Raw genomic sequence first — 24,026 nt, forward strand, 5'->3', positions numbered from 1 at the left:
TTTAACTATTAGGTATAAATTCCCTCATTTCTTTTTTGAAAATTGCTCCAAAACAGATTTCAATAACTTTGATTTATCTTCTTCTTTGGTAGATTTTATTTTTTTCAGCGTGCTTACTGCCGAATATAATAAGTTTATATTGGCTTTATCTATTAACCCAAGCAACCCATCCATTGTAGTTTGTGCATCTCTCTCCTTAAAAATTCTGTTGACCAATCCCGTCCTTAGAGCCTCTTGAGCAGAAATCTTTTGCCCAGTCAAAGCCCATTCCAACGCTGTTCTTTCTCCCACAATTTCAGAAAGTCTTTCCATTACTTGAAATGGGAAAAGACCAATTTCTATTTCCGGCAGACGAAACCAAACATTTTCCGCTGCTATAACCATTGTACATTCATTGATGATTAAAAAACCACCCGCAATTACCGGCCCTTCTACCACCCCAAGCAAAGGTTTGTTAAGTTGTCTAAGAGCCATGGCCAAAGTGAGTCCATTGGCTTGAAATTTTTCTGGTATTAATTCTTGGCTATCGCCATGGAAGATTTTCAAATCCATTCCCGCACAGAAAACAGGACCATTTGCTTTAATAATAACCGAATTTATATTTTCATCATGGTTAACTCCTTGCATGACATAAGCCAATTCATTAATCAGCAAGGGCGTAAAAGCATTCCTTTTTTCGGGTCTATTTAGCGTAACAAAGAGCCTTGTACCTTTCTTTTTAACCAGAAGGTGAGTGTAGCCTACAATTTTATAATCATCTGTGTTTTGAAAGTAATCAGGCATGAGCGATCATTTTTTGAAAAGCTGTTTTCAATTTAGCAATCTTATCATACTCTTCCCCCTTCCATAGAAGTAATTCTTCTGTAGGGATATTGCCCACCAATTCGTCTTTGGCCATCGGACAGCCCCCATACCCTAAAAAGGCTCCATCAAAATGCTCGCATCCTGCTTTATGTGCTGCGAAAACCTTCTCTTTCCACTTACCAGGGGCTGCATGAAAATGAGCCGACCATTCCGTTTTAGGGAATTTAGAATTTAGTTGTAGGTATAATTCGCTTATAGACTCTACTTCTGCCACACCTACAGTATCCGATAGTGCCATGGAATCAATGCCCAGCTTTGTCAATTGGTTTGCCCAAAAAACAACCTCTTCCACATTCCAAATTTCTTTATAAGGATTACCAAAAGCCATTGACATATACACTCTTACTTTCTGTCCCCCTTTTTTGGCAATCTCCTGAATGGCAGAGATTCTTTGCACAGCCTCCTCTCTGCTTGCACCTGTGTTGCGAAGCTGAAATTCTTCCGATACCGAAAAAGGAAAACCTAATATATCTATCTTTTCAAATTGAGATGCCTGTTCAGCACCGCGTTCGTTTGCAATAATCGCTAGCAATTGCGTTTTACCATTAGGCTTTTGAAGCCTTTTAAGCACTTCCTCGGTATCTGCCATTTGTGGCACCGCTTTATGCGAAACAAAACTCCCAAAGTCTACCGAATGAAAAAGCCCAGAATCTAGGGCTTCTTGGATATATTCCGCTTTGACTTCGGCGGGAATCATGCGTTTAATACCCTGAATAGCATCTCTCGGACAATCTGTTATTTGTATTTCGCTTTTCATTTTAACCTAACAACTCTTTAGCAATGACTATTTTTTGAATATTAGACGTCCCCTCACCTATGGTACATAGCATGGCATCTCTATAGTACTTTTCGACCGGATATTCTTTGGAATAACCATAACCTCCAAAAAGCTGCAAGGCTTTGGTGCAAACCTTTACCGCAGTTTCTGAGGCATAAAGTTTAGCCATAGCAGATTTTTTTGAAGTGTTTTTCCCCTCCATTTTAAGCTTTGCCGCATTTCTAATCAACAGCTCCGATGCTTCAATTTCAGTAGCCATTTCAGCCAAATCAAACCTTACCGCTTGAAAATCGGAAATGCGTTTATTAAACTGTTTTCGCTCTTGAGTATAAGCCAAAGCACTTTTGAATGCCCCTTTCGCAATGCCTAAAGATAGTGCTCCAATAGATATGCGGCCTCCCTCCAAAAGCTTAAGAGCTTGAATAAAGCCTTCTCCTTCCTCTCCTATCATTTGTGATTTATGTACCTTACAATTTTCCAAAAATAAACCAGCGGTTTCAGAAGCACGCATACCGAGTTTATCCTCTTTTTTGCCAGAAGTAAAACCAGGTGTTCCTTTTTCTATGATAAATGCACTCATGTCATGGCTACTTCCTGCATTACCCGTTTTTAACATTAGCACCGTTACATCGCCAGAAATAGCATGTGTGATAAAGTTTTTCGAACCATTTATGATATAATAATCTCCTTGTTTTACCGCGGTGGTTTCCATCCCGCCAGCATCCGAGCCCGAGCCAGTTTCTGTTAGACCCCAAGCCCCTATCCATTCGCCAGAAGCTAACTTTGGCAGGTAACGTAATTTTTGTTCTTCGTTAGCGAAACTCAAAATATGATTCGTACATAAAGAATTATGAGCTGCCAAAGAAAGACCAATACCTCCACAGACCTGAGATATCTCATCTATGATGGTGATATATTCCTGATAACCTAAACCAGATCCGCCGTAACTTTCAGGTACTAAAATCCCCATAAAGCCCAAAGCACCCATTTTCTTAAAAACTTCTATTGGAAACTCCTGAGCTTCGTCCCATCTCATTTTGTGAGGGTCTATTTCACGTCTTGCAAAATCCACAGCACTTTCCTTTATCATGTTAAAGTCTGACATACTTGTCTCTAAAATATTCATAGCTTAAATTGTAGTGTTTGTTGATGTTTAAAATGTAGACATTTATTCCCTCATTATCAATACCTTCATTTTATTCCAGATGAGGGATCGCCTTCATTCTAATAAACGTAAATACTTACTAAACAGCCTAAATTGAAATAACTATGATAACAATGGCCTCTTTACTGGATGAATTAAAAGAGAAAAATGCGAGTATAAGACTGGGTGGTGGCTTGAAAAAAATTGCGAAGCATAAAGCCAAAGGTAAAATGACCGCTTTTGAAAGAATAGAGCATCTATTAGACAAGGATAAGGACTATATAGAAATCGGAATTTTTGCAGGCGACGGGATGTATCAAGAAGAAGGCGGCTGTCCTAATGGAGGCGTCGTTTGTGTGATGGGCTATGTTTCAGGTAGGCTATGTGTAATTTTAAGTAATGATGCCACCGTAAAAGCTGGGGCTTGGTTTCCTATTACTGGCAAAAAGTGCATCAGGGCACAGGAAATTGCAATGGAAAACCGATTACCCATTATTTACCTTGTAGACTCGGCAGGCATTTACCTTCCATTGCAATCAGATATTTTTGCTGATAAAGAGCATTTTGGAAGAGTTTTTAGAAATAACGCCAAGCTATCGGCGATGGGTGTTCCTCAAATTTCTGCCATTATGGGTAGTTGTGTGGCTGGAGGAGCCTATCTCCCTATTATGTCTGATTACACCCTAATAGTCAAAGGAACAGGATCTGTTTTTTTAGCAGGGCCCTATTTGGTGAAATCATCCATTGGCGAAGAAGTAGATTCTGAAACTTTAGGAGGAGCTTTTACGCAATCCGCCATTTCTGGCGTAACAGATAATATGTACGATGATGACAGTGCCTGTCTGGATGCCATTAAAAGAGTTATGGATAAAATGGGTCATTATGAAAAGGCTGGTTTCAATAGAAAAGAACCAGTGAAACCCCAAAAAGACGAAAAGGAGATCTATACCATTTTACCCACAACCAAAACTAAACCATACGACATGCTTGAGGTTATTGAGCGGTTAGTGGACAATTCTGATTTTGAACAATATAAAGAAGAATACGGCAAATCTATTCTTTGTGGTTGGGCTAGAATTGACGGTTGGTCTGTAGGAATAGTGGCAAATCAGCGAATGATTGTCAAAGCCAATAAACCTGGAAATGCAAAAGAAATGCAAATAGGTGGCGTGATCTATAGCGATTCGGCGGATAAAGCAGCTCGTTTTATTATGAACTGCAACCAGCAACGTATCCCACTTGTATTTTTACAAGATGTTACGGGTTTTATGGTTGGGAGTCGTAGCGAGCATGGTGGCATTATTAAAGATGGAGCTAAACTAGTCACGGCTATGTCAAATTCGGTGGTGCCTAAATTCACATTTATAGTGGGAAACAGCTATGGTGCAGGAAATTATGCCATGTGTGGAAAAGCCTATGATCCTCGACTAATATATTCTTGGCCTGGTTCTCAAATGGCTGTTATGAGTGGTGCTGCTGCCACAGAAACTTTGTTTCAAATAGAACAGGCTAACAAAAATAAGGAGGGACGCGATATGGAAAGCATCAAAAGAAATTACGAAGAACAATTAAGCCCATACTATGCCGCCGCCCGCCTTTGGACAGATGGCGTTATAGATCCACTAGAAACTAGAAAAATTATTTCAATAGGAATTGATGCCGCCAATCATGCTCCTATAAAAGAAGATTATAAGTTGGGACTAATACAGACTTAAAAAAAAGCGTCAACTAAATTTATTGTGAATTAGATTTAAAGAAATCCTTAAGTCACTTATGTTCAAGTAAATCAAGCTCATGATGGTTTCCTAACTGAGTCAAAACATACAAAAGCCCATTTAAGTTACTTGTTTAGAGGGGTCAAACCCCTCTAAACTCATCTATCGCTACAGTTGCAGCTTATTACATATCTTGATTCTTACAAATGCTTACTAAAATAAATTATTCATTTAACTCTGAATATGCTTCGATTGAATAAGTTAAGTCAGATTCTATCTTACAAAACTTTTATCCAAGCGACAGACTGCCCCTAGCGGTTTTATTTCAATGATTCTTATGCTAAAATTTCAATTCTATACTACCCTGTCCTTTACGCAAAGTCACTTCCTTTTCTACCCCATCTACCATAATCTTATATTTCCCATAAAACGCAGGAATCTTAGATTGACCATCGCTAGCCATCACTCCAGAGGTTTTAGTCCACCATTGTTTAAAAATTAAGTTTTGATAAGCATCCGCTGCAGGTGTTGGCGACCAATCTTTTCGGTATATAGAAGATGCTGGGATCCAGTTTGAACCTTCCCAGAAACCCCATTGTAAGATTCCTGTAACCAATGGCTGAGCAAAACAGATTTTATAATAATCTACCAGCTCTTGTGCTTTTACTAATTCTTGCTCTGGAGTCATTTTATCCGTTTTGTTATCCACCCATTTAGAGCGTTGCCCTGGCACATTAAACTCCGTAATCTTAATTGGCAAACCAAAAATTGCCAATGAATCTAATGACCTTTTCAATTCAGCTCTGTCAAAAGTTTCTGCATGTAAATGCCCTTGAACACCTATTCCAGCTATTGGTACTCCTTGACTCAAAAACTTTCTGATTTGTGCCATGTAATCATCTAATCGTTTTCCAGTCAAAATATCATAATCGTTTAACCATAACTTCGCATCAGGGTCTTTTTCATGAAACCAATCTGCCATTTTCTTGGTGATGCCATCTCCTAATCTGTCTTCATAGAAGTTTCCATGCACCATTTCATTGTTTAGGTCATATTCCACAAAACGACCCTTATATCTTTCCGCTACATCATAAGCTCTATTTTTCAAAGTAGCTTCAAGCTCCTTATCATCCATTTCTTTGAGCCAAGGCTGCACAAACTTTTCTATGCCCCAAAAAATATTATGACCGCGAATTCTAATCTCATTTTCATCCGCCCATTCTAAGATACCATCTACTGTCTCATAGTTTACCTTGCCTTTCTCACGCTCCATACTCCCCCATTTCACAGCATTTTCTGTAACAGCAGAATTGAAATTCATTAGAAATTTTTCTTTATATTCCTTTTTGTCTTCAGAAGACCAATTATTTCCAGCAAGACCGTTGCTAATAGCTCCTCCAAACCAAAATTCATGGCTTAGTTGCTCAACTGTAACCTTTGCCCCTGGTTTTGCTTTGATGATTAATTGGCCTTTACGGTTTGCATTTATGTCTTTTTCAATTCCTGAATATTGACCGAAGGATTGACTTGTAAAGGCGAAAAGTGATAAAACAATTAGTTTGAATTTCATTTTATGATGGGTTGAACTTTATATTAAGAGAACTCAACTACAAATTTAACCTACACTTACTTACTAAAAAACCTCTTCCTCCTTATTTAATATCTGTAAAGAGAGGTTTTAAAATCGATTTTTAAAAGCATCTGTATTATTCCAAAACCTAATGAAAGAATATCTCAAAAAGTACCTCTAACACATACCACTAAAAAGAGTAGTTGAAGAATATGCTCAAATTATCAATGCTAGATATAAAACGCTGAACTCTGTTTTATTTCTTTCAGAACGAAAGTGCTATTAAGAGACCCAATGTTCTCGATTTTTGACAACTTATATTTCACAAAATCATGGTATTCCTCTAGACTTTTCACATGAATTTCTAAGACAAAGTCAACCTGACCTGCCAAGTGATAACATCGCTGTACCTCCGGCAACTTTTTTATCTCTTGCTCAAAATGCTCTATAAAGGTTTCATTATGGTATCTCATAGAAACCTGACAAATAGACGTAACAGATCTATTAATGAGTGTTTTATCAAGAATAGCGACATATTTTTTAATAAAACCGAGCCTTTCCAATCTTCTTATCCTGTCATATACAGGAGAGGTAGTAAGCTTTAAAGAAGCTGCTATTTCCTTTGCTGTCTTTTTTGCATCCGTCTGTAAAGTTCGAAGAATTATCTTATCCGTTTCGTCTAGCTGATCCATTTAAGCACAAATTTTATTGCTAATTAATTATTTTCCACTGTACAAAAGTAATTACTACTGTCTATTACAAATATAGCAGCTAATTAAATGGATATATTAACATATTTGTCATGATATACCTTCATATAGTACTTTTGTAAGTAATTAGAACGGAGTCAATAACCCTATTGGCAAACACAGTATGAAGAAAACCAAAATTTTGTTAGTCGGTGCCAATGGCCAATTAGGAACAGTGATGACTGAAGCCTTACAACAAAAATTTGGCGTGGCAAATATCATCAGCTCAGATCTCGTAAACAAAGCTCAACATCAAGGAACGTTTGAGATTTTGGATGCGACCAACTATGAACAGCTTCAGCAGGTTATCGTTAATCATAGAATTACTCAGATTTATCATTTAGCAGCTATATTATCTGCCAATGGAGAGAATAACCCTCTTCATACATGGGATGTTAATATGAAAGCACTGCTAAACGTACTTGAAGTAGCCAGAGTACACCATTTGGACCGAGTGTTTTATCCAAGTTCTATTGCTGTTTTTGGTCCTGCAGTTAATAAGGAATTCACTTCTCAGGATAGCTATCTAAATCCTACCACAGTTTATGGTATGAGCAAAGCCGCTGGCGAAAATTGGTGTCAGTATTATTTTAAACGTTATGGACTAGATGTAAGGTCTTTGCGATATCCTGGCGTGGTAGGTTACCAGTCTATGCCAGGAGGTGGCACTACAGATTATGCCATAGATATCTTTCACAAAGCAGTAAGCACAGGAACTTATCATTGCTTTTTAGAGTCAGACACTCGGCTTCCTATGATCTTTATGGAAGACGCCATTAAGGCAACTTTGCAACTCATGAGTGTTCCAAAATCTCAAATAAATATCCGAACTTCATATAATCTGGCGGGGCTTAGTTTCAGTCCAAAGGACCTGTCTAAAGAAATAATGAAGCACATTCCCGATTTTAAGATTGTTTTTGAACCTGATTTTAGGCAAAAAATTGCCGAATCTTGGCCTAGAGAGATAAATGATAAAGAAGCAAGGAAGGATTGGGGCTGGAAGCCCTCTTACACTTTACAATCATTGACCGAAACAATGATATCCAAATTAAGTCAAAAATTAAAACCCATTTGATAGATGTTTAATAAATACAAAAAATTCTACGCCGAAGAAATTGAGCAAATAAAAGAAGATGGTTTATACAAAACCGAACGAATAATTAGTACTCCCCAGTCGGCCAACATTACCACGGGGAATCAGAACGTACTTAATTTCTGTGCGAACAATTATTTAGGTCTTTCATCTAATCCTGAAGTCATTAATGCAGCCATAGAAGCCACCAATACACATGGATTTGGTATGTCATCCGTACGTTTTATTTGTGGAACTCAAGATATTCATAAAGAACTTGAACAAAAGACCGCAGATTTTCTGGGAACAGAAGACTGTATACTTTATGCCGCTGCATTTGATGCAAATGGTGGTGTTTTTGAGCCTTTACTAGGATCAGAAGATGCCATTATTTCAGATGAACTAAATCATGCCTCTATCATTGATGGCGTAAGATTATGCAAGGCCGAAAGATATCGGTATAAAAATAATAACATGGAAGACCTAGAGGCACAACTAAAAGCTTCTAGTCATTGTAAGAAAGTGTTAATTGTTACCGACGGTGTCTTCTCAATGGCTGGTTCCATTGCACAGCTTGATAAAATCTGTGATCTAGCGGATCAATATGGAGCCATGGTCATGGTGGATGAATGTCATGCCACCGGCTTTGTAGGAAAAACAGGACGCGGAACTATCGAATTAAAAAATGTGATGGGTCGAGTTGATATTATCACAGGCACTTATGGAAAGGCTCTAGGCGGAGCTTCGGGTGGCTTTACGGCAGCACGAAAAGAAATCGTAGAACTTCTAAGGCAAAAATCAAGGCCTTACCTTTTTTCTAATACGCTGGCTCCGAGTATTGTAGGAGCAAGCATTAAAGTATTAGATATGTTACAATCTTCTACTGCACTTAGAGATAATTTAGAATCTAATGCACTGTTTTTTAGAAATGAAATGACAAAAGCAGGATTCGATTTGCTTCCTGGCGAGCATCCTATTATCCCGATAATGCTTTATGACGCAAAACTAGCTCAAACTTTTGCTGCAAAATTATTAGAAGAAGGTATTTACGTTATTGGTTTCTTTTTCCCTGTAGTGCCTAAAGGCAAAGCGAGGATAAGAGTACAAATTTCTGCGGCTCATGAAATAGAGCATTTGGAACGGGCCATAGCTGCTTTTACAAAAGTGGGGAAGGAATTTGGTATTATTTGAGACCGTTTGAGAATAAGCAAGCTTTAATAGCATAAAAAAAACGCTAGCCTAAATTTTAGGCTAGCGTTTTTAAATGTCAAAAATTGACGAATATTAATACCTATAAGCATCAGGCTTAAATGGGCCATCTACTGTTACTCCGATATATTCAGCTTGCTCTGCAGATAACTTCGTAAGATTTGCACCTACGTGAGCTAAATGGAACGCCGCAACTTTCTCATCTAAATGCTTAGGCAATACATATACTTTGTTTTCATAAGCATCTGTATTATTCCAAAGCTCTAATTGAGCCAACACTTGGTTAGAAAAAGAACAAGACATTACAAATGATGGGTGTCCTGTGGCACATCCAAGATTCACTAAACGTCCTTCTGCCAAAATAATGATATCGTTTCCGTTAACATTATAAAGGTCTACTTGTGGTTTAATTTCCACTTTAGTATTTCCGTGTGTTTTATTCAACCAGGCCATGTCAATCTCATTGTCGAAATGACCAATGTTACAAACAATGGACTTGTCTTTCATTGCTTCAAAATGCTTAGGCTGGATAATATTATAGTTACCAGTAGCCGTCACAAAGATAGAAGCACGCGTAACGGCCTCTTCCATAGTAACTACTTCAAAGCCTTCCATAGCAGCTTGAAGTGCACATATTGGGTCAACTTCTGTAACCAATACTCTACATCCAGCATTTCTTAAAGACTCAGCAGAACCTTTTCCTACATCACCAAAACCTGCTACTACAGCCACTTTACCTGCTAACATTAGGTCCGTTGCTCTTCTGATAGCATCTACTAAAGATTCTCTACAGCCATATTTGTTGTCAAATTTAGACTTCGTAACAGAATCGTTAACATTGATAGCTGGCATTACCAAAGTACCTTTTCTTTCTCTTTCAATCAATCTGTGAACTCCTGTAGTGGTTTCTTCAGATAAACCTTTGATACCTGCCGCTAATTCTGGGAATTCGTCCAATACCATGTTAGTCAAATCTCCACCATCATCAAGAATCAAATTCAATGGTTTTTGTTCTTCACCAAAGAAAATGGTTTGCTCAATACACCAGTTAAACTCTTCCTCATTCATGCCTTTCCAAGCATACACAGGAATACCCGCAGCGGCTATTGCAGCAGCAGCGTGATCTTGCGTAGAGAATATATTACAAGAAGACCAAGTAACATCTGCTCCTAATTCTACAAGCGTCTCAATCAAAACGGCAGTTTGGATAGTCATGTGAAGACATCCAGCTATTCTAGAACCCGCTAAAGGCTTAGAAGGACCATATTCTTTTCTAATTTCCATTAGACCTGGCATTTCTGCTTCGGCTAATGTGATTTCTTTTCTACCCCAATCTGCCAAAGAAATGTCTTTGACCTTGTAAGGAACATAAGTTTTTGATGCTACAGACATATAAAAGTTATTTTATCTACAAAAATTAGTAATCACTAAACAAATTCTCTAAAACGATGGCAAATTTACGTTTTATTACCTATAAAATCAAACTTTTATGTTATAATTCTCTATTTTGCACAAGGGTACTTTCCAGCTAAAATGCCTGCTTTGTCGTATATATAGGATGCATAAAGCCCTTCAGGTATACAGGTGCATCTGTTTTGAAAGCTTAGATTTACAGTAAACAAACCTTACAAAGCTCCAATTGAAAGTAATTGCTTCCATTTTAGTTTGCATATTTTGCTGTGGTTTTGCCCATGCTCAGCGGGAAGACATGCATGCGAACCATTGGCTTTTTGGAAGCTCCGTCAGTATGAATTTTCCTATGACAGAAAACCCGGGCAACTCTACTTTAAATAACATGAACACCGAAAAGGCAAGTATGACCTATGCGGATGCAGAAGGAAATCTACGCTTGTATTCAAACGGAAGTCGTGTATGGAATGCCAACGGCAACGTGATACCTGGAGCTGAAAACTTGGTACGGGCTTTTGACCCCTCTTACCCAGGCCTAATCGTACCCATTCCAGAAAGGGAGGAAGAATTTTATGTTTTCTCGGTCGATGACTTCACCGGTAATAATAATCCCGGCACCGTAGTCTTTCCCATTTTCTATTCGCTCATTGACTTAAAGGCAAATGCAGGAGAAGGCCAAAAGATTGGCGAAACCAAATTACTTCTAGATCAATCTTCATATGGTTTAACCACTGTGAAACATTGCAATAATATTGACTATTGGCTGATACTACACAGTGGAGAAGGCAACACTTTTTTCACCTATTTGATTTCAAAGGATGGTATTCAAACAGATGAACCTATAGAAAGTAAACTAGGAATTCCCTTTGCTGGCTCCTCATTGGGACTTCAGCAAGAAATAATAGCTTCTGAAGATGGCAAAAAAATAGCCATAACAAAACCCGCTAATCCAGAAGATGGTTTTATAGAAATTTTCAGTTTTGATAATTTGACCGGAAAAGTTATAAGAAGTATAACCACCTATAATTCTTTGAAAAAAATAAAAGGAGCGGCTTTCTCTCCTAATGGAGCTTTCATTTATGCTTCCCTCTATGTCAATCAGAGAAGTGCTGTTAATGGGTTCGTAAACGATTATGAATTACTCCAGTTCAGAACATCCTATGCTCCTGCCTATAAAAAGGTCCTTGCCGAAAAATCTTTTACAGGTCAAAGTCAACAAGGTTTGGGAGAGTTTTTAGTGGGCCCTGGGTCTTTTGGGAACCTTAAGCTTGGTCCCAATGGTAAGATTTATTTGGCACATATAGACGACAAATTCTTATCCGTTATTAACAACCCAAACAATGAAGGGACGGGCTCCAATTTTACTTATAGAAACTTTAGTTTGAACGGAAAAACCGGAAAGGCCCAGCTGCCATATACCGTATCTCCAAGTTTTAAGGTACCAAATGGTAAATTGATTTTTCAGTCCGACAGTCTAGCTTGTAACCCAACCTTGAAAGTTGAAGTAAGTAACGCTGCCAATACTATTTTTATTTATCAGTGGACGAAAGACGGTACAGGCATTGATGGAGCAAACTCCGAATCAATAAAAATTACACAAACAGGAAATTATGAGGTACAAATTACGGCTGACTGTCAAGTAGTTTGGAGCGACAGTAAAGCTATAAAAATTGAAATAGAAGTACCTCCACCCGCTAACGACGCTGTATTTACGTACTGCCAAGGTGCAGAAATTAGCCCTTTAGAAGCAAAGGGGAAAAATCTTAAATGGTATGATGAATTGTCACTTTCAAATGTTATCAGTACAGAACCGCTATTTAGTCCGAGCATAAATGCTAATGTGACAGGAGTCAAATCCTTTTATGTCACGGAAACAACTTCTGGCTGTGAAGGAGTTGCCGCAAAAATTGACTTAAACATTACGGAAAAAGAGACCATTTCCTTTGTCAACGAAAGTCTAAGCCCTTGTTTAGAAGATGGATATATTGTAGGCCTTCCACTTAAAGAGCAACCAAAATCAAGTATAAATTGGTTTTTCAATAATACACTGATAGCAAACACAACAACGCTGGAGGCAAAGTCTTACGGAACGTACATTGCTCAAATTGGTGAGGGAGCCTGCTCTTCCTCAGACACCATTCAGGTACTAGATGGCTGTTTTAGGGTTTTTATACCAACGGCATTCACACCCAATGGCGATGGCATAAATGAAAACTTAGAACTCTTTGCCAACGGTCTATTTAGTTTTGATTATCAAATAATAGACAGAAGAGGCCGAGTGATGGTGACCGAAAAAAATCAAACCTTCCAAGGCACAAAGTTAATTTTATGGGATGGCCAATATCAAAAAGCTCCTGCACCCATTGGGGTTTACCAATATTTCATAAACGCCAGATTTGATAGTGAGGGCGGAACTATACTCAAAAACAAAAATGGTAGAATTAGCCTAATTAGATAAAGTCAAGGAGCGTTTCCAGCTTCACTCCCCTACTACCTTTAATCAAGATGGCTTTATTTTCAAATTTCTTATCGTTCACCCAATTATGTATAGAAAACTTATCTGTGAAATAAAATGCCATAGGTAAATGCTTTAAAGCAAACTTCATATGCTCTCCAAAAAGCACAACCGTTTCAAAATTTCCTTCGGCCACTAATTTTCCTAATGCCTCATGTTCTTCCTGCGAGTACTCTCCTAATTCAAACATATCACCTAAGAAAACCACCTTCCCATTAGCTGTTTCTAAGTTCATAAAGTTCCTTAAAGAGGCTTCCATACTAGATGGATTAGCATTATAGGCATCTAAATAAACAACATTACTGCCCTTTTCCATCATCTGAGAGCGGTTATTGTCTGGTGCGTAATCTGCTAATGCTTGGCAAGCAACATCAGCTTCGACGTTGAAAAACCTTGCAATAGCATAAGCTGCTTGAATGTTATGAAAATTGTATTTTCCAGAGATTTTAGCCTCGTATGTTTTTTCTGTTTCAGCACAAGACCAAGAAACCACAGGGCTTTCCGACTTCATTTCTAGCAAATGATTCGTTTTGCCATGATAGATAACCTGCGTCATGGCTCTTTCTTTCACCATACTACACAGTGTAGGGTCGTTTTCGTTTATAAAAGCATAACCGTTTGATTCTTTCAAGTAGTCAAGAAGCTCCCCTTTACCTTTCCTCACACCTGCTATTCCGCCAAAACCTTCTAAATGTGCCAAACCAATATTGGTAATTAAACCATGGCTCGGTTCCGCTATCTTAGATAGTGCTCCAATTTCCTTCTGGTGATTTGCCCCCATTTCTATAATGGCAATCTCGGTATCCGCGGGCAGAGAAAGTAAGGTTAGTGGCACACCAATATGATTGTTCAAGTTACCCAAAGTGGCATGAACCTTATATTTAGAAGAGAGAGCTGCTTTTAGCAATTCCTTATTGGTGGTTTTGCCATTAGAACCCGTCAAACCTATTACAGGAATGTCAAACGTTTTTCTATGATGATTTGCTAACAATTGCAAAGTCGCCAATACATCATCCACCAAAATACATTGGTCGGAAGTGTTATAGGCCTCTTCATCAATTATAGCATAATTGGCACCAGCGGCAATGGCCCTTTCAGCATATTCGTTACCATTAAAATTATCTCCTTTTAGAGCAAAAAAGAGGTCGTACTGCTCAATTTTCCGAGTGTCTGTACAAACCTTGTTGGAGTTTTTAAATCGCTGATATATTTCTTCTATGCTCATAAAATGATTGCTGCTAATCTTTGCCCCAAAGTTCGCTTAATTTTTCTAATTTGAAGATTCAATACTTTTAATAAATGTCCAAAACCTTCACTTCGTATTTTGAAAGCCCTATCGGATCCTTGGAACTAAAAACCAGTGAAGATGCTGTATTGGCAGTAACGTTTGTGGAGCATCCTGAAAACACCGATACCGACTTACCAGAAATAGCGAAAGAATTAGCCAAACAGTTAAGAACCTATTTTGAAGGTTCTCTTTTAGAATTTAATTTAAAACTAGACCCACAAGGCACCGACTTCCAAAAACGCGTCTGGAAAGAATTGACAAATATTTCTTTTGGCAAAAATGCTTCCTATTTAGATATGGCCAATAAGCTTGGCGACCCAAAAGTCATTAGGGCTGCAGCATCAGCAAATGGTAAAAACCCAATCTCCATCATTATACCCTGCCATCGAGTAATTGGAAAAAATGGAAGCCTGACTGGCTACGCCGGTGGTCTACATAGAAAGAAATGGCTTCTTGACCATGAGAACAGATTGGCAAATGGCGTTTTGGAATTGTTTTGAAATTCTGAATTCCACACCTATTTTTGCTACCGCTTAAAAAGCTCCACAATTATGAAATTTAAATTCCTTTTACTTTCCTTTTTTATTACTTGTCTTGTGTTGGATTCTGTAGCACAAAATGACTCAGTTCCTCAAATGGAACCGCCAACTATTACCAAATTAGACTATTTAGGCCGCTGGTCTAGACAGTTAAATTATACCCTTAGAGCCACTTACACTGTTCTAAAAAATGATGAGACAGATAAGGTGCTATTAAAAAATGATTTCCGAATTGAAACTGACCCTAATTCTGGTTCTCGGGACGTTTTTATGTATTCAAGCTTCATTTCGGTTAATGACAAAACGCACAAGCAAGGATATTTATTCAGAAGGCCTCGGCTTGGAAATTATACCAAATCTGTTTTTCTGAAAACGAAAAACGATTTCCTATTTCTTTTTGATGCCATAAGTGAAACTGATAGCTGCCTAGTTTTAGATGAAAACCTTCAACTAAAAAGTAAAGTAAAGCTTAATACCATTGGTCTTCTTGATGCCAAAATAGTCGGTGATAAGATTTTCACGGTCACAAATGACCGCGAAATTGATAAAACTGTGGTTAGCGTATACACTACTAACTTTGAATTTTTACAAAGCTTCGATTTATCCGGACGAACCAGTCAAGTATTTGCAACTGAAAGCAATTTAATTGCTGTAAAAAACAACTCAATAAGGATTATTTCAAACGAACTTGAATTAAAGGAGGTTTCATTGCAAGCAAGTTCTTGGATTCAAAAAGAAGAAATGATTTTGGGATTAAACCCTGAGGCGAACTCATGGCTACTTAATACCAATTCTCTTGAGCTAATAGATTTAGGAGGTGCCCCAACTCAAGCTTTTTGGAGCAGCAATGGTTACTTCCTGGTCTCTGAAAGCTCCATAGGCAAATACGATGAAAACAATTCGGAGGAATATAACTTCCTCATTCCTCAAGAGTCTGGTTTTAACAAACCTTCCATTGAACTCCATCATGATATTTTTCTTTTATCTTATTCTTCTTCCACGCCTTTAAATAATGATAAAAAATTTAAGCTTCTAAACTCCCAAGGAGAGCAAATCTATTCTGAAGACGCCATTTTGTATTCAAATAATCCATTTACTCCAAGTCTTTCAAAATTCAATTCAGGAGACCTATTATTGAATAGCCCATCTGGTTTAATAAAACTCAACGCTCAAGGTGATGTGATTTGGGATAAGAAATTTGTGGACAGAAACAAAGCGTCTATTTTCATAAATGCTGATGACTCTTTTTCTATGCTTTTGGATCATGACTTATATGATGTGCTCGCCCAGTTTGAAAATGATGATGCACGATGTAGATATCAAGCCATCAATTCTGTCCCTGAAACACTTTGCTCGGCGGAGGAGTCGACGGGTTATCACCAAGCCGTTGCCAAGATGGAAGGTAATCTTCCAGCAATCTCATGGTATAGTACTCTTGGCTCTAGCTCACTTATACAATCATATCATGGTTTAGATATAGATTTTATTTGGTATAAAGATGGCATTGTTGATTCTAGCCAATTTAAAATAACCAGCAGTTATGGAAAAGACACCACAAGCTATTTTATAGATTTGGTGCCAAACTCAACTTATAAGGTAGAGGTTAAACAAGGTAACTGTGCCTTAATGAGCGATGAGGTATTCTTTAGCTATGCTGATAATAATGAAATAATGCAGCCAAGTATCACTACCAACCCAGAAGTGATCTTTATTGGCGACACTGTGAAAATTTCTGGAAGCTGCGAAAATTCGTATTTTTCTGGAGGTTATCCTGGACCATTTCCATATCCAAACAATTTCAAATTCGAAACGCCCACAAATGACACAACTTATTCCATTAAATGTGCAAAAGATTTCGCTCGAATAGATGCTGTTTTTTGGGAATCATACGGTGACCATCACTATTTCGGATCTTTTGGCTATTGCCTCTCCGACACGGTATCTGCCAACGTAATAGTCTACGATCCCAATAATGTCTTAGCCACAGAAAACGAAAAATTCTCCATAAGAATATATCCAAACCCTGCCCATAATTATCTGGATATAAAAACACCTCAGAATTTACAGTTAAATGGTTTGGATATTATAAACTCAAACGGAGTACTAATGCAATCAGTTAGTCCAAGAACAAGAATCAAACTAGAAGGCTATTCCTCTGGAATCTATCATGTTCGCTTTAAGTTCTCCGACCATGTAGCTACTAGAAAATTCGTGATTAACTAGCTGGATACTTCTCCATAAACTCGGTTAATAATCGCACACCATAAGCTGTTGCCGAGCCACCTTTTGAGAATTCTCCTTTATGAAATGCTGTACCAGCAATGTCTAAATGTGCCCAATTTGGATGTTGATTGGTAAAATATTCAATAAACTTACCTGCCGTTGTGGCTCCTGCATATGGACCACCCAAGTTTTTGATATCCGCTACATCAGAATCTAATTCGGACTTGAAATCATCCCAAAGCGGTAGTCGCCATACTTTTTCCCCTGTAGCCTCAGCCGCTTTTTCTAATTGTGCCGCCAGTTTATCGTTATTAGTCATTAAACCAGATGCCACATGACCTAAAGTTCTGATACAGCTTCCGGTAAGCGTAGCCAAATCTATCATTACTTCTGGCTCAAATTCCGTAGCCATATAATGAACAGCATCTGCTAATATTAACCTTCCTTCAGCATCTGTATTGATTATTTCTATGGTTTTTCCTGCATAAGAATTAATGACATCACCCGGTTTGATAGCTAAAGCATCCACACAGTTTTCTGTGATGGCTACTATACCTACGAGGTTAACATCCAGTTTTAATTTAGCAGCTAACTCCACCGCACCAATAACCGCAGCAGAACCACCCATGTCCATTTTCATGTCCTCCATGCCGTTTCCTGGTTTTAAAGAAACGCCACCGGTATCAAAAGTGACACCTTTTCCAACCAAACCTACTTTCTTTGCATCTTTAGAAGACTTATACTCCATCACCACCATTTTGGCTGGCCTGTCTGCACTTCCTCTTCCTACGGCTAATAAGGCATGGAATCCCATTTTTTCACAGGCTTTTTCGTCGTAAACGGTCACTTTGAAGCCGTTTTTCTTACCCGACTTCTCTATATAGTCCGCCATCATTTGCGGTGTTTTATAGTTTGATGGGGCATCCACCAGTCCCATGATATTCATCTGGGTTTCGGCCGTCGCCAAACCTCGAGCGATACGCTTACTGATTTTCTCTTCTTGGTTTGCTGTTACCCAAAAGCTGAACTTTGTTCCGTTATTGAAAACATTGGTCTCTTCCTTTTCACGTGTTTTCAACATGCCTATTTCATAAGAAGCAAGGCTAATTCCATTAGCAATCAACTCGGCTAGTTCCGCATTTCCTTTTAAGTCAACGACAATTTCGCCACTAAGTTTCTTCTTATTGTTTTTAAACAACGACCTGAATGCATTGATAACCTCTTTACTTGTTGGGTTTTTCCCAAGACCGAAGAAAATAACTTTACTGTATTTTTTGCGTGGCGTAGACACTATCAAGGTTTCTTTAGTACCTGCCGAAAAGCTATTTCCAAGCTCCTCCATTTCATAACCAATGAGTTTCGCTCTCTTGATTAATTGCTCCTCCAATTTATCATCTTTAATAAATGGGATGATTATCGTATTGGCAGATTCGAGTTGAGTGATGGTCTTTATTTTCATTTTTTGTCTTTTTCTGGAATTGGATTCCAAATTTAGACAGTTTTGACTTTCAATTTGCAGGTTTTACCTATTGAAATCTTGCAATCTGAAAGTTAAAGTTTCAGATTGCAGGAAAAACAAATAATAATCCCCTGCTTTTTATTAATTATATTCGAATCTAAACGAACCAACTCCAATGCTTAAAAAAATACTTTCTCTTTGTGCTCTAGCTATACTAATCGGCTTTTCAGCTTGCCAAAACAATGAGGGAAAAGAAGAAGAGTCAATTCAGGAAAACGCTATAGAAAATGATAAACCTTCTGAAAGTGAAATCAAAAAAGGTTTACTTGACAAAACCGTGTATTACACGCCAAGAGATGAAGAGCAGACTAAATGGACATTCGTAGACCTTTCTGAATTTCTTGAGATGAGAATCGTAGATGAAAAGCAAGATGAAACCTATTGGGAAGCAAAAATCGACTTCGATTTAGAAGACTATAACACAGAAATAAACTACTTCATGAGCGGAATAATTCAATGCAAAAAGGAAGGCTCAAAGTGGGAGGTAACTAACTTTAAGGTGCTTGAGTATAGGAAAGAGTAAGTGGTTTGAAATCAATAACAAAGAGTTGTTCTAACAGAAAAAGCACCGCCAACTGTAGTGTTACTGCAGTAATTCGTTATATTTAGAACACAAATTCAAACAAATGGCAAGAATAGATTTAAGTGAACCTTATGAATTATACCTCAAAAAACAGGTAGATTCTGGATTGTACCGTTCCATAACTGCGGCAGCTGAAGACGCAATACGCAAACAAATGATGGAGGACGAAAAACTAAGAATAGCCTCTATCTATGCTGCAATAGCGAAAGGCGAAGCTTCTATAAAAAGCGGTAACGTAATTCAATTTTCCGAAAACCTTATGAAAGAGATTTCTGACAAAGCAAGACAGAATTCACTTTCTGGCAAAAAGGTAAAAGGGGATGTCAGATAACATTTATGTTTTAAATATATCCCAAGATGCCTACGATGATTTAACTGATATCCAACAATATACCGTTGAAACCTTTGGAGAAAACCAATTGATAAAGTATCAATCCCTTCTTAATGAAGCATTAATGTTGATTAGTTCAAATCCAACAATTGGTCATGGCAGACCAGATATCCCAAACGAATATTTAGCTTGGCCAATTGGCGAACATATTTTCATTTATAGAATAGAGGACTCCATTATTTATTTAGTAAGAGTGCTTCATAATAGAATGGATTTTCGATTTCAATTTACCCTCTAATTTAAACTGACGATATATTGATCTTAGTTTTACCCCGTAGATTCAAATACCAAAAAAGTTAGCCTCTATTTCTTCAAGATTTCATCTTTAAACTTTTCATATTCCTCTTGACTCAATGCCCCTTTTTCTTTTAAATCAAATATTTCATTCAGTTTCTTTAAATCACTGTTTGTGATTTTTGAACGACTAAAGAACCTCTTGGTTAAAAATATCAAATGTCTAAAAAATGAGCTTATCTCTTTCCCAAAAAATGAGCTCTGTCCTTCTTCATAATATGTGAGGTCTACCACTTTAGTTTGGCAAATTAAATTATGAAACCCACGAGGTCTAGCTCCTAAATACGAGAAAAGGGATAAAGGGATAATTCTAAGACGGTTTCTAAAGAAGGAGACAAAAAAACTAAGACGAGATGTTTTTTTTAGCTGGGTTACCTTAAGCCCAAATATGTAGTTCCCTAAACTTCTTCCATTTGTAAAAAAATCTATTATCGAAACAAACAATGACAATATCAAGAACCCTAAAATACCATTATAAACACTGGAATCATTGCTTTTATCTCCGTCAAAAAAAGTAAAAAAAATCAGTGAACCCACATACTTGATATGCAAGCCCCACAGCAAGAGTACTCGACCACTTCTCGACCTCCGAACTGACAAATACCTGTACAAGCAGGATTATTAACCCAACCGATAACATAAGATCTATAACTCTCGACAACAACTGCTTATACCATATAGCAACAGGTTCGGGTAATATACTATTTGACTCAAAATTCACATGTTCCATTAATATTATGCTTTATATAACCTCTCACCTCAAAGCCCCCCAAAGTACCTCCACAGGATGCAAAGCCTTCCTACCTGTTCCATCATGAATTTGGTGACGGCAGCTGGTTCCTGGTGCGGCTATGATTACTTCTTCTGGCTGCTGACGTACCGTTGGAAACAACACCAACTCCCCTATTTTCATAGAGATATCATAATGCTCTTTTTCGTATCCGAAAGAACCGGACATACCACAGCATCCAGATGGAATCAACTGAACAGAATAGTTTGGCGGCAACGACAACATTTTCTTTGTCGGTACCATAGAACTCACCGCCTTCTGCTGGCAATGGCCGTGCAATTTTATAAGCCTTTCTTCGTCTGTAAATATGGACTTATCCAATTTCTTTTTATCGATTTCTCTGGCAATAAACTCGTCTATCATAAGAGCATTCTTCGCTAACTTCTCCGCTTTTTCAGCAAGATCTATATTCACTAATTCAGGGTAATCATCTCTAAAGGCCAAAATACAAGATGGCTCTATCCCTATTAAAGGCGTCTCTTCAGAAATAAGCTCGTGCAGCATTTCCACGTTTAGGTTTGCTCTTTCTTTTCCTTCGTCTAGCATTCCTTTTGAAAGGTATGGTCTTCCAGAGTCCACATGGTCAGGAATTATAACAGCGTAACCCAATTTTGACAAAAGCTTAATCGCTGTTTGACCAATAGTCACATCATTATAATTGGAGAACTCATCACAGAATAGGTAAACTTTGCCTTTGTCACCACTTTGAAATTGCGAAGCATTTTTATCATACCATTTTTTCAAGGTTGTTTCATGAAGTAGCGGCATAGTACGGTCTGGGTGAAAACCGACAACCCTATTGGCTAACCTTCTGATAGGCTCATTCTTAAAAAAGAAGTTATAGGCACTTGGCATGAGAGCACCCAACTTGCTCATTTTAGCAAAATTGGCTATCATTTTTGACCTTACAGGCACCCCATTTTTCTTCTGATAATGGTACATAAACTCCATTTTGAGTTTCGCCATATCCACATTACTTGGACATTCAGATTTACATCCTTTGCACAGCAAACATAAGTCTAGTACTTCTTTTACTTCTTTGCTATCAAACCTGTCTTCTCCGTTTCCAGCAATGGCATCAAAAGAAACTTTTCCGTCTTCTCTGGTCAATGCTTCCCGAAGGATATTTGCTCTAGCTCTTGTGGTATCTTTCTCATTTTTAGTAGCCATGTAACTCGGGCACATGGTGCCTCCGCTTATTTCAGTTTTCCGGCAGTCCCCAGAACCGTTACATTGCTCTGCATGCTGTAAAATATCTTGGTCTTTAAACCTGAAAATGGTTTCAAATTTCGGTGTAATTTGTCCTGCCTCATAACGAAGCATCTCGTTCATAGCGGGCGAATCCACTATTTTATTGGCATTGAAAACGCCCTTTGGATCCCAGGTATATTTGACTTTGCGAAGCAGCTGATAGTTCTTCTCCCCTATTTGTTGAGGAATAAATTCTGCTCTCAGTCTACCGTCACCATGCTCGCCAGAAAGAGAGCCTTTATATTTCTTAACTAAATCTGAAATGTCCTGAGCTATTTCTCTGAATTGCTCTTTTCCCTTTTGTGTTTTCAAATTAAGAATAGGTCGCAAATGAAGCTCACCACTTCCGGCATGAGCATAATGCACCATATTGAATCCCTTAGAGGCCATCAAAGCATCAAACTCAGCTATATATTCTGGCAAATCATTTACATCTACCGCCGTATCTTCAATGACCGGAACTGCCTTTTCATCGCCAGGTAAATTTGACAATAAACCAAGCCCTGCTTTTCTTAATGTCCACACTTTGGAAATATCATCTCCAAACAAAACAGGAAAATGATAACCATATCCAGCGGCTCTCATTTCTGCTTCCATTTGTGCCGCCTTTTCCTTTACAATTTCAATCGTTTGACCAAAAAGCTCAATACATAATAGTGCCGCAGGGTCTCCCTCCACAAAAAATCGATTGGCCATTTGCTCTTTATTGGCCTTGGTACATTCTAAAATATAATTATCCATAAGCTCCACGGCAGATGGGTTATATTTTAGTGCTATTAAATTGGCTCTTAAAGAATCGTCAATGGTCTTAAAATGTCCAGCGACTACTCCTTTATGTTTGGGTGGCAGATCATTGACATGAATTTTTATCTCGGTGATAAAAATCAATGTCCCTTCTGAACCTGATATTAGCTTACAAAAATTGAAATCATTATTTGAAGAAGGCGTGAAAACATTCGTTTCTAAAAGCTCATCAATGGCATAGCCTGTATTTCTTCTAGATATACTTCTTTTAGGAAACTGCTCTCTTATTTCCTGTGCAATCTCCTGATTAGACAGCATTTCAAAAGCTTGAAGATAGATTTTGTCTTCAAGTGATTGCTTTGCCGTAGGAATTACCCTTTTACTTTCAATTATCGCCTCAAACTCCTCTACGCTTAATTTTTTAAACTCTACAAAAGAGCCATCGCTTAAAAAGCCCTTTACAGAAAGTAGATGATCTCTAGTGCTACCATAGATAATAGAGTTAGATCCGCAAGAATTATTACCCACCATACCGCCAATCATGGCTCTGTTTGCGGTACTGGTTTCTGGGCCAAAATATAATTCAAAGTCTTTTAAATGAACGTTTAATTCATCCCTAACCACACCTGGCTGTAGCCTCACCCAAGATTCTTCTTTATTAACTTCAAGGATTTTAGTGAAAGTTCTAGAAACATCAACCACTATACCTTTACCCACAACCTGACCCGCCAATGACGTTCCAGCCGTTCTAGGAATGAGTGTTACTTTCTTTTTATTGGCGAATTTTATCAAAATTTTGATATCCTCTTCGTCTTTAGGGAAGGCAACTGCCAGTGGAACTTCTCTATATGCAGAGGCGTCTGTAGCATATAAAGTCTTGGTAATGTTATCGTCTAAAAATTCGCCTTTGAAGTTATCCGTGATTGGGCTGAAGTCCATGTAATAAGTGTCCGTTATATTTCCTAAAGCAAATGTATTGCTAAAAAACTAGACACTAAATAATCTATGGCAATACCTAAAGATTTATTTTAAATTCTTTGCCTATTTAAACTCAACTAGACCACGGTCCATCTTGAGCGACTTCACTTTTATCTTTCACTTTTTCCGAAGATAAATCCTTGGAGTTAGAATGTAAGAAATAATTCCATCATAATTGGAAATAAGTAATCCTTTCTATTCTAAAGGAAGATGCTCCCCTGATTTCGGCAATCCCTTTTCGTTTTTTTTAAAAACCGCCCACTATTCTACATCATTGGTAAATGCCAATTCTCAAAATTCTAAAGAAAATACTTGAAAATATTCAATTTTCGCAATCGTTTGCGGAAAATTGCAACCGTTTGCAAAGACTTTTTACAGAAATAATATGATTTTAACAAGG

The 24,026-nt window shown here is 37.9% G+C and carries 19 protein-coding genes; 9 read left to right on the forward strand and 10 right to left on the reverse strand.

Features of this window, described 5'->3' with window-relative positions; translation table 11 throughout:
* Positions 1–24: 24 nt before the first annotated feature.
* Genes ACSBFT_RS16745 through ACSBFT_RS16755 form a run of 3 tightly spaced genes read right to left on the reverse strand, consistent with a single transcriptional unit; the run spans position 25 to position 2,768 of the window.
* Positions 25–783 carry an enoyl-CoA hydratase/isomerase family protein gene (locus tag ACSBFT_RS16745; RefSeq protein WP_489601581.1) on the reverse strand — a complete coding sequence of 253 codons (759 nt, stop codon included), beginning with the start codon at positions 781–783 and terminating at the stop codon, positions 25–27.
* On the reverse strand, positions 776–1,621 hold the full coding sequence (locus ACSBFT_RS16750; protein WP_489601583.1) for a beta/alpha barrel domain-containing protein: 846 nt from the start codon (positions 1,619–1,621) through the stop codon (positions 776–778). The genes ACSBFT_RS16745 and ACSBFT_RS16750 overlap by 8 nt, the downstream gene beginning before the upstream one ends.
* A gap of 1 nt (position 1,622) precedes the next feature.
* Positions 1,623–2,768, reverse strand: coding sequence for an acyl-CoA dehydrogenase family protein (locus ACSBFT_RS16755; RefSeq protein ID WP_489601585.1), 1,146 nt, complete (start codon positions 2,766–2,768; stop codon positions 1,623–1,625).
* A gap of 152 nt (positions 2,769–2,920) precedes the next feature.
* Here ACSBFT_RS16755 and ACSBFT_RS16760 point away from each other — a divergent pair, with 152 nt between their 5' ends.
* Complete coding sequence (locus ACSBFT_RS16760) at positions 2,921–4,501, forward strand: acyl-CoA carboxylase subunit beta (protein WP_489601586.1); 1,581 nt, start codon at positions 2,921–2,923, stop codon at positions 4,499–4,501.
* Between the two features lie 340 nt (positions 4,502–4,841).
* Here the strand turns inward: ACSBFT_RS16760 and ACSBFT_RS16765 are convergent, their stop codons facing one another.
* Both ACSBFT_RS16765 and ACSBFT_RS16770 read right to left on the reverse strand, forming a co-directional pair.
* A complete protein-coding gene (locus tag ACSBFT_RS16765) occupies positions 4,842–6,071 on the reverse strand; it encodes an endo-1,4-beta-xylanase (RefSeq protein ID WP_489601588.1) in 1,230 nt (409 codons plus the stop codon).
* Positions 6,072–6,301: 230 nt separating this feature from the next.
* Positions 6,302–6,763, reverse strand: a complete 462-nt coding sequence (locus tag ACSBFT_RS16770) for an Lrp/AsnC family transcriptional regulator (RefSeq protein ID WP_463045627.1) — start codon at positions 6,761–6,763, stop codon at positions 6,302–6,304.
* A 181-nt stretch (positions 6,764–6,944) separates the two neighbouring features.
* Here ACSBFT_RS16770 and ACSBFT_RS16775 point away from each other — a divergent pair, with 181 nt between their 5' ends.
* Positions 6,945–7,895, forward strand: coding sequence for an NAD-dependent epimerase/dehydratase family protein (locus ACSBFT_RS16775; protein WP_489601590.1), 951 nt, complete (start codon positions 6,945–6,947; stop codon positions 7,893–7,895).
* Positions 7,896–7,898: 3 nt separating this feature from the next.
* A complete protein-coding gene (kbl, locus tag ACSBFT_RS16780) occupies positions 7,899–9,083 on the forward strand; it encodes a glycine C-acetyltransferase (RefSeq protein ID WP_489601592.1) in 1,185 nt (394 codons plus the stop codon).
* A 93-nt stretch (positions 9,084–9,176) separates the two neighbouring features.
* Here the strand turns inward: kbl and ahcY are convergent, their stop codons facing one another.
* Positions 9,177–10,493, reverse strand: coding sequence for an adenosylhomocysteinase (gene ahcY / locus ACSBFT_RS16785; RefSeq protein ID WP_463048013.1), 1,317 nt, complete (start codon positions 10,491–10,493; stop codon positions 9,177–9,179).
* Between the two features lie 247 nt (positions 10,494–10,740).
* On the opposite strand from ahcY, the gene ACSBFT_RS16790 reads away from it, so the two are divergent.
* Positions 10,741–12,969, forward strand: coding sequence for a T9SS type B sorting domain-containing protein (locus tag ACSBFT_RS16790; protein ID WP_489601594.1), 2,229 nt, complete (start codon positions 10,741–10,743; stop codon positions 12,967–12,969).
* On the opposite strand, the gene ACSBFT_RS16795 is transcribed toward ACSBFT_RS16790, so the two are convergent.
* Positions 12,962–14,251, reverse strand: a complete 1,290-nt coding sequence (locus tag ACSBFT_RS16795) for a UDP-N-acetylmuramoyl-tripeptide--D-alanyl-D-alanine ligase (protein ID WP_489601595.1) — start codon at positions 14,249–14,251, stop codon at positions 12,962–12,964. The two genes, ACSBFT_RS16790 and ACSBFT_RS16795, sit on opposite strands and share 8 nt — an antisense overlap.
* Before the next feature lie 74 nt (positions 14,252–14,325).
* Here ACSBFT_RS16795 and ACSBFT_RS16800 point away from each other — a divergent pair, with 74 nt between their 5' ends.
* Positions 14,326–14,814 (forward strand): methylated-DNA--[protein]-cysteine S-methyltransferase, encoded by a 489-nt coding sequence (locus ACSBFT_RS16800; RefSeq protein ID WP_489601597.1) that lies wholly within the window; start codon positions 14,326–14,328, stop codon positions 14,812–14,814.
* 51 nt (positions 14,815–14,865) lie between these two features.
* Positions 14,866–17,076: a T9SS type A sorting domain-containing protein gene (locus ACSBFT_RS16805; RefSeq protein ID WP_489601598.1), complete on the forward strand. Its 2,211-nt coding sequence runs from the start codon at positions 14,866–14,868 to the stop codon at positions 17,074–17,076.
* Here ACSBFT_RS16805 and ACSBFT_RS16810 read toward each other — a convergent pair.
* Positions 17,069–18,535 (reverse strand): leucyl aminopeptidase family protein, encoded by a 1,467-nt coding sequence (locus ACSBFT_RS16810; protein ID WP_489601600.1) that lies wholly within the window; start codon positions 18,533–18,535, stop codon positions 17,069–17,071. The genes ACSBFT_RS16805 and ACSBFT_RS16810 overlap by 8 nt on opposite strands.
* A 175-nt stretch (positions 18,536–18,710) precedes the next feature.
* On the opposite strand from ACSBFT_RS16810, the gene ACSBFT_RS16815 reads away from it, so the two are divergent.
* From ACSBFT_RS16815 to ACSBFT_RS16825, 3 genes are all read left to right on the forward strand, one after another.
* Positions 18,711–19,118 (forward strand): hypothetical protein, encoded by a 408-nt coding sequence (locus ACSBFT_RS16815; RefSeq protein WP_489601601.1) that lies wholly within the window; start codon positions 18,711–18,713, stop codon positions 19,116–19,118.
* A 103-nt stretch (positions 19,119–19,221) separates the two neighbouring features.
* Positions 19,222–19,509: a ribbon-helix-helix domain-containing protein gene (locus tag ACSBFT_RS16820; protein WP_489601603.1), complete on the forward strand. Its 288-nt coding sequence runs from the start codon at positions 19,222–19,224 to the stop codon at positions 19,507–19,509.
* The gene (locus ACSBFT_RS16825) at positions 19,499–19,807 is read left to right on the forward strand and encodes a type II toxin-antitoxin system RelE/ParE family toxin (RefSeq protein ID WP_489601604.1); all 309 of its coding nucleotides are present in this window, start codon (positions 19,499–19,501) and stop codon (positions 19,805–19,807) included. The genes ACSBFT_RS16820 and ACSBFT_RS16825 overlap by 11 nt, the downstream gene beginning before the upstream one ends.
* Before the next feature lie 65 nt (positions 19,808–19,872).
* On the opposite strand, the gene ACSBFT_RS16830 is transcribed toward ACSBFT_RS16825, so the two are convergent.
* A complete protein-coding gene (locus tag ACSBFT_RS16830; protein WP_489601606.1) occupies positions 19,873–20,400 on the reverse strand; it encodes an RDD family protein in 528 nt (175 codons plus the stop codon).
* A gap of 217 nt (positions 20,401–20,617) precedes the next feature.
* Positions 20,618–23,587 (reverse strand): FAD-binding and (Fe-S)-binding domain-containing protein, encoded by a 2,970-nt coding sequence (locus tag ACSBFT_RS16835; protein WP_489601607.1) that lies wholly within the window; start codon positions 23,585–23,587, stop codon positions 20,618–20,620.
* Positions 23,588–24,026: the final 439 nt, after the last annotated feature.

It is taken from the genome of Arcticibacterium sp. SM2516 (assembly GCF_057914865.1).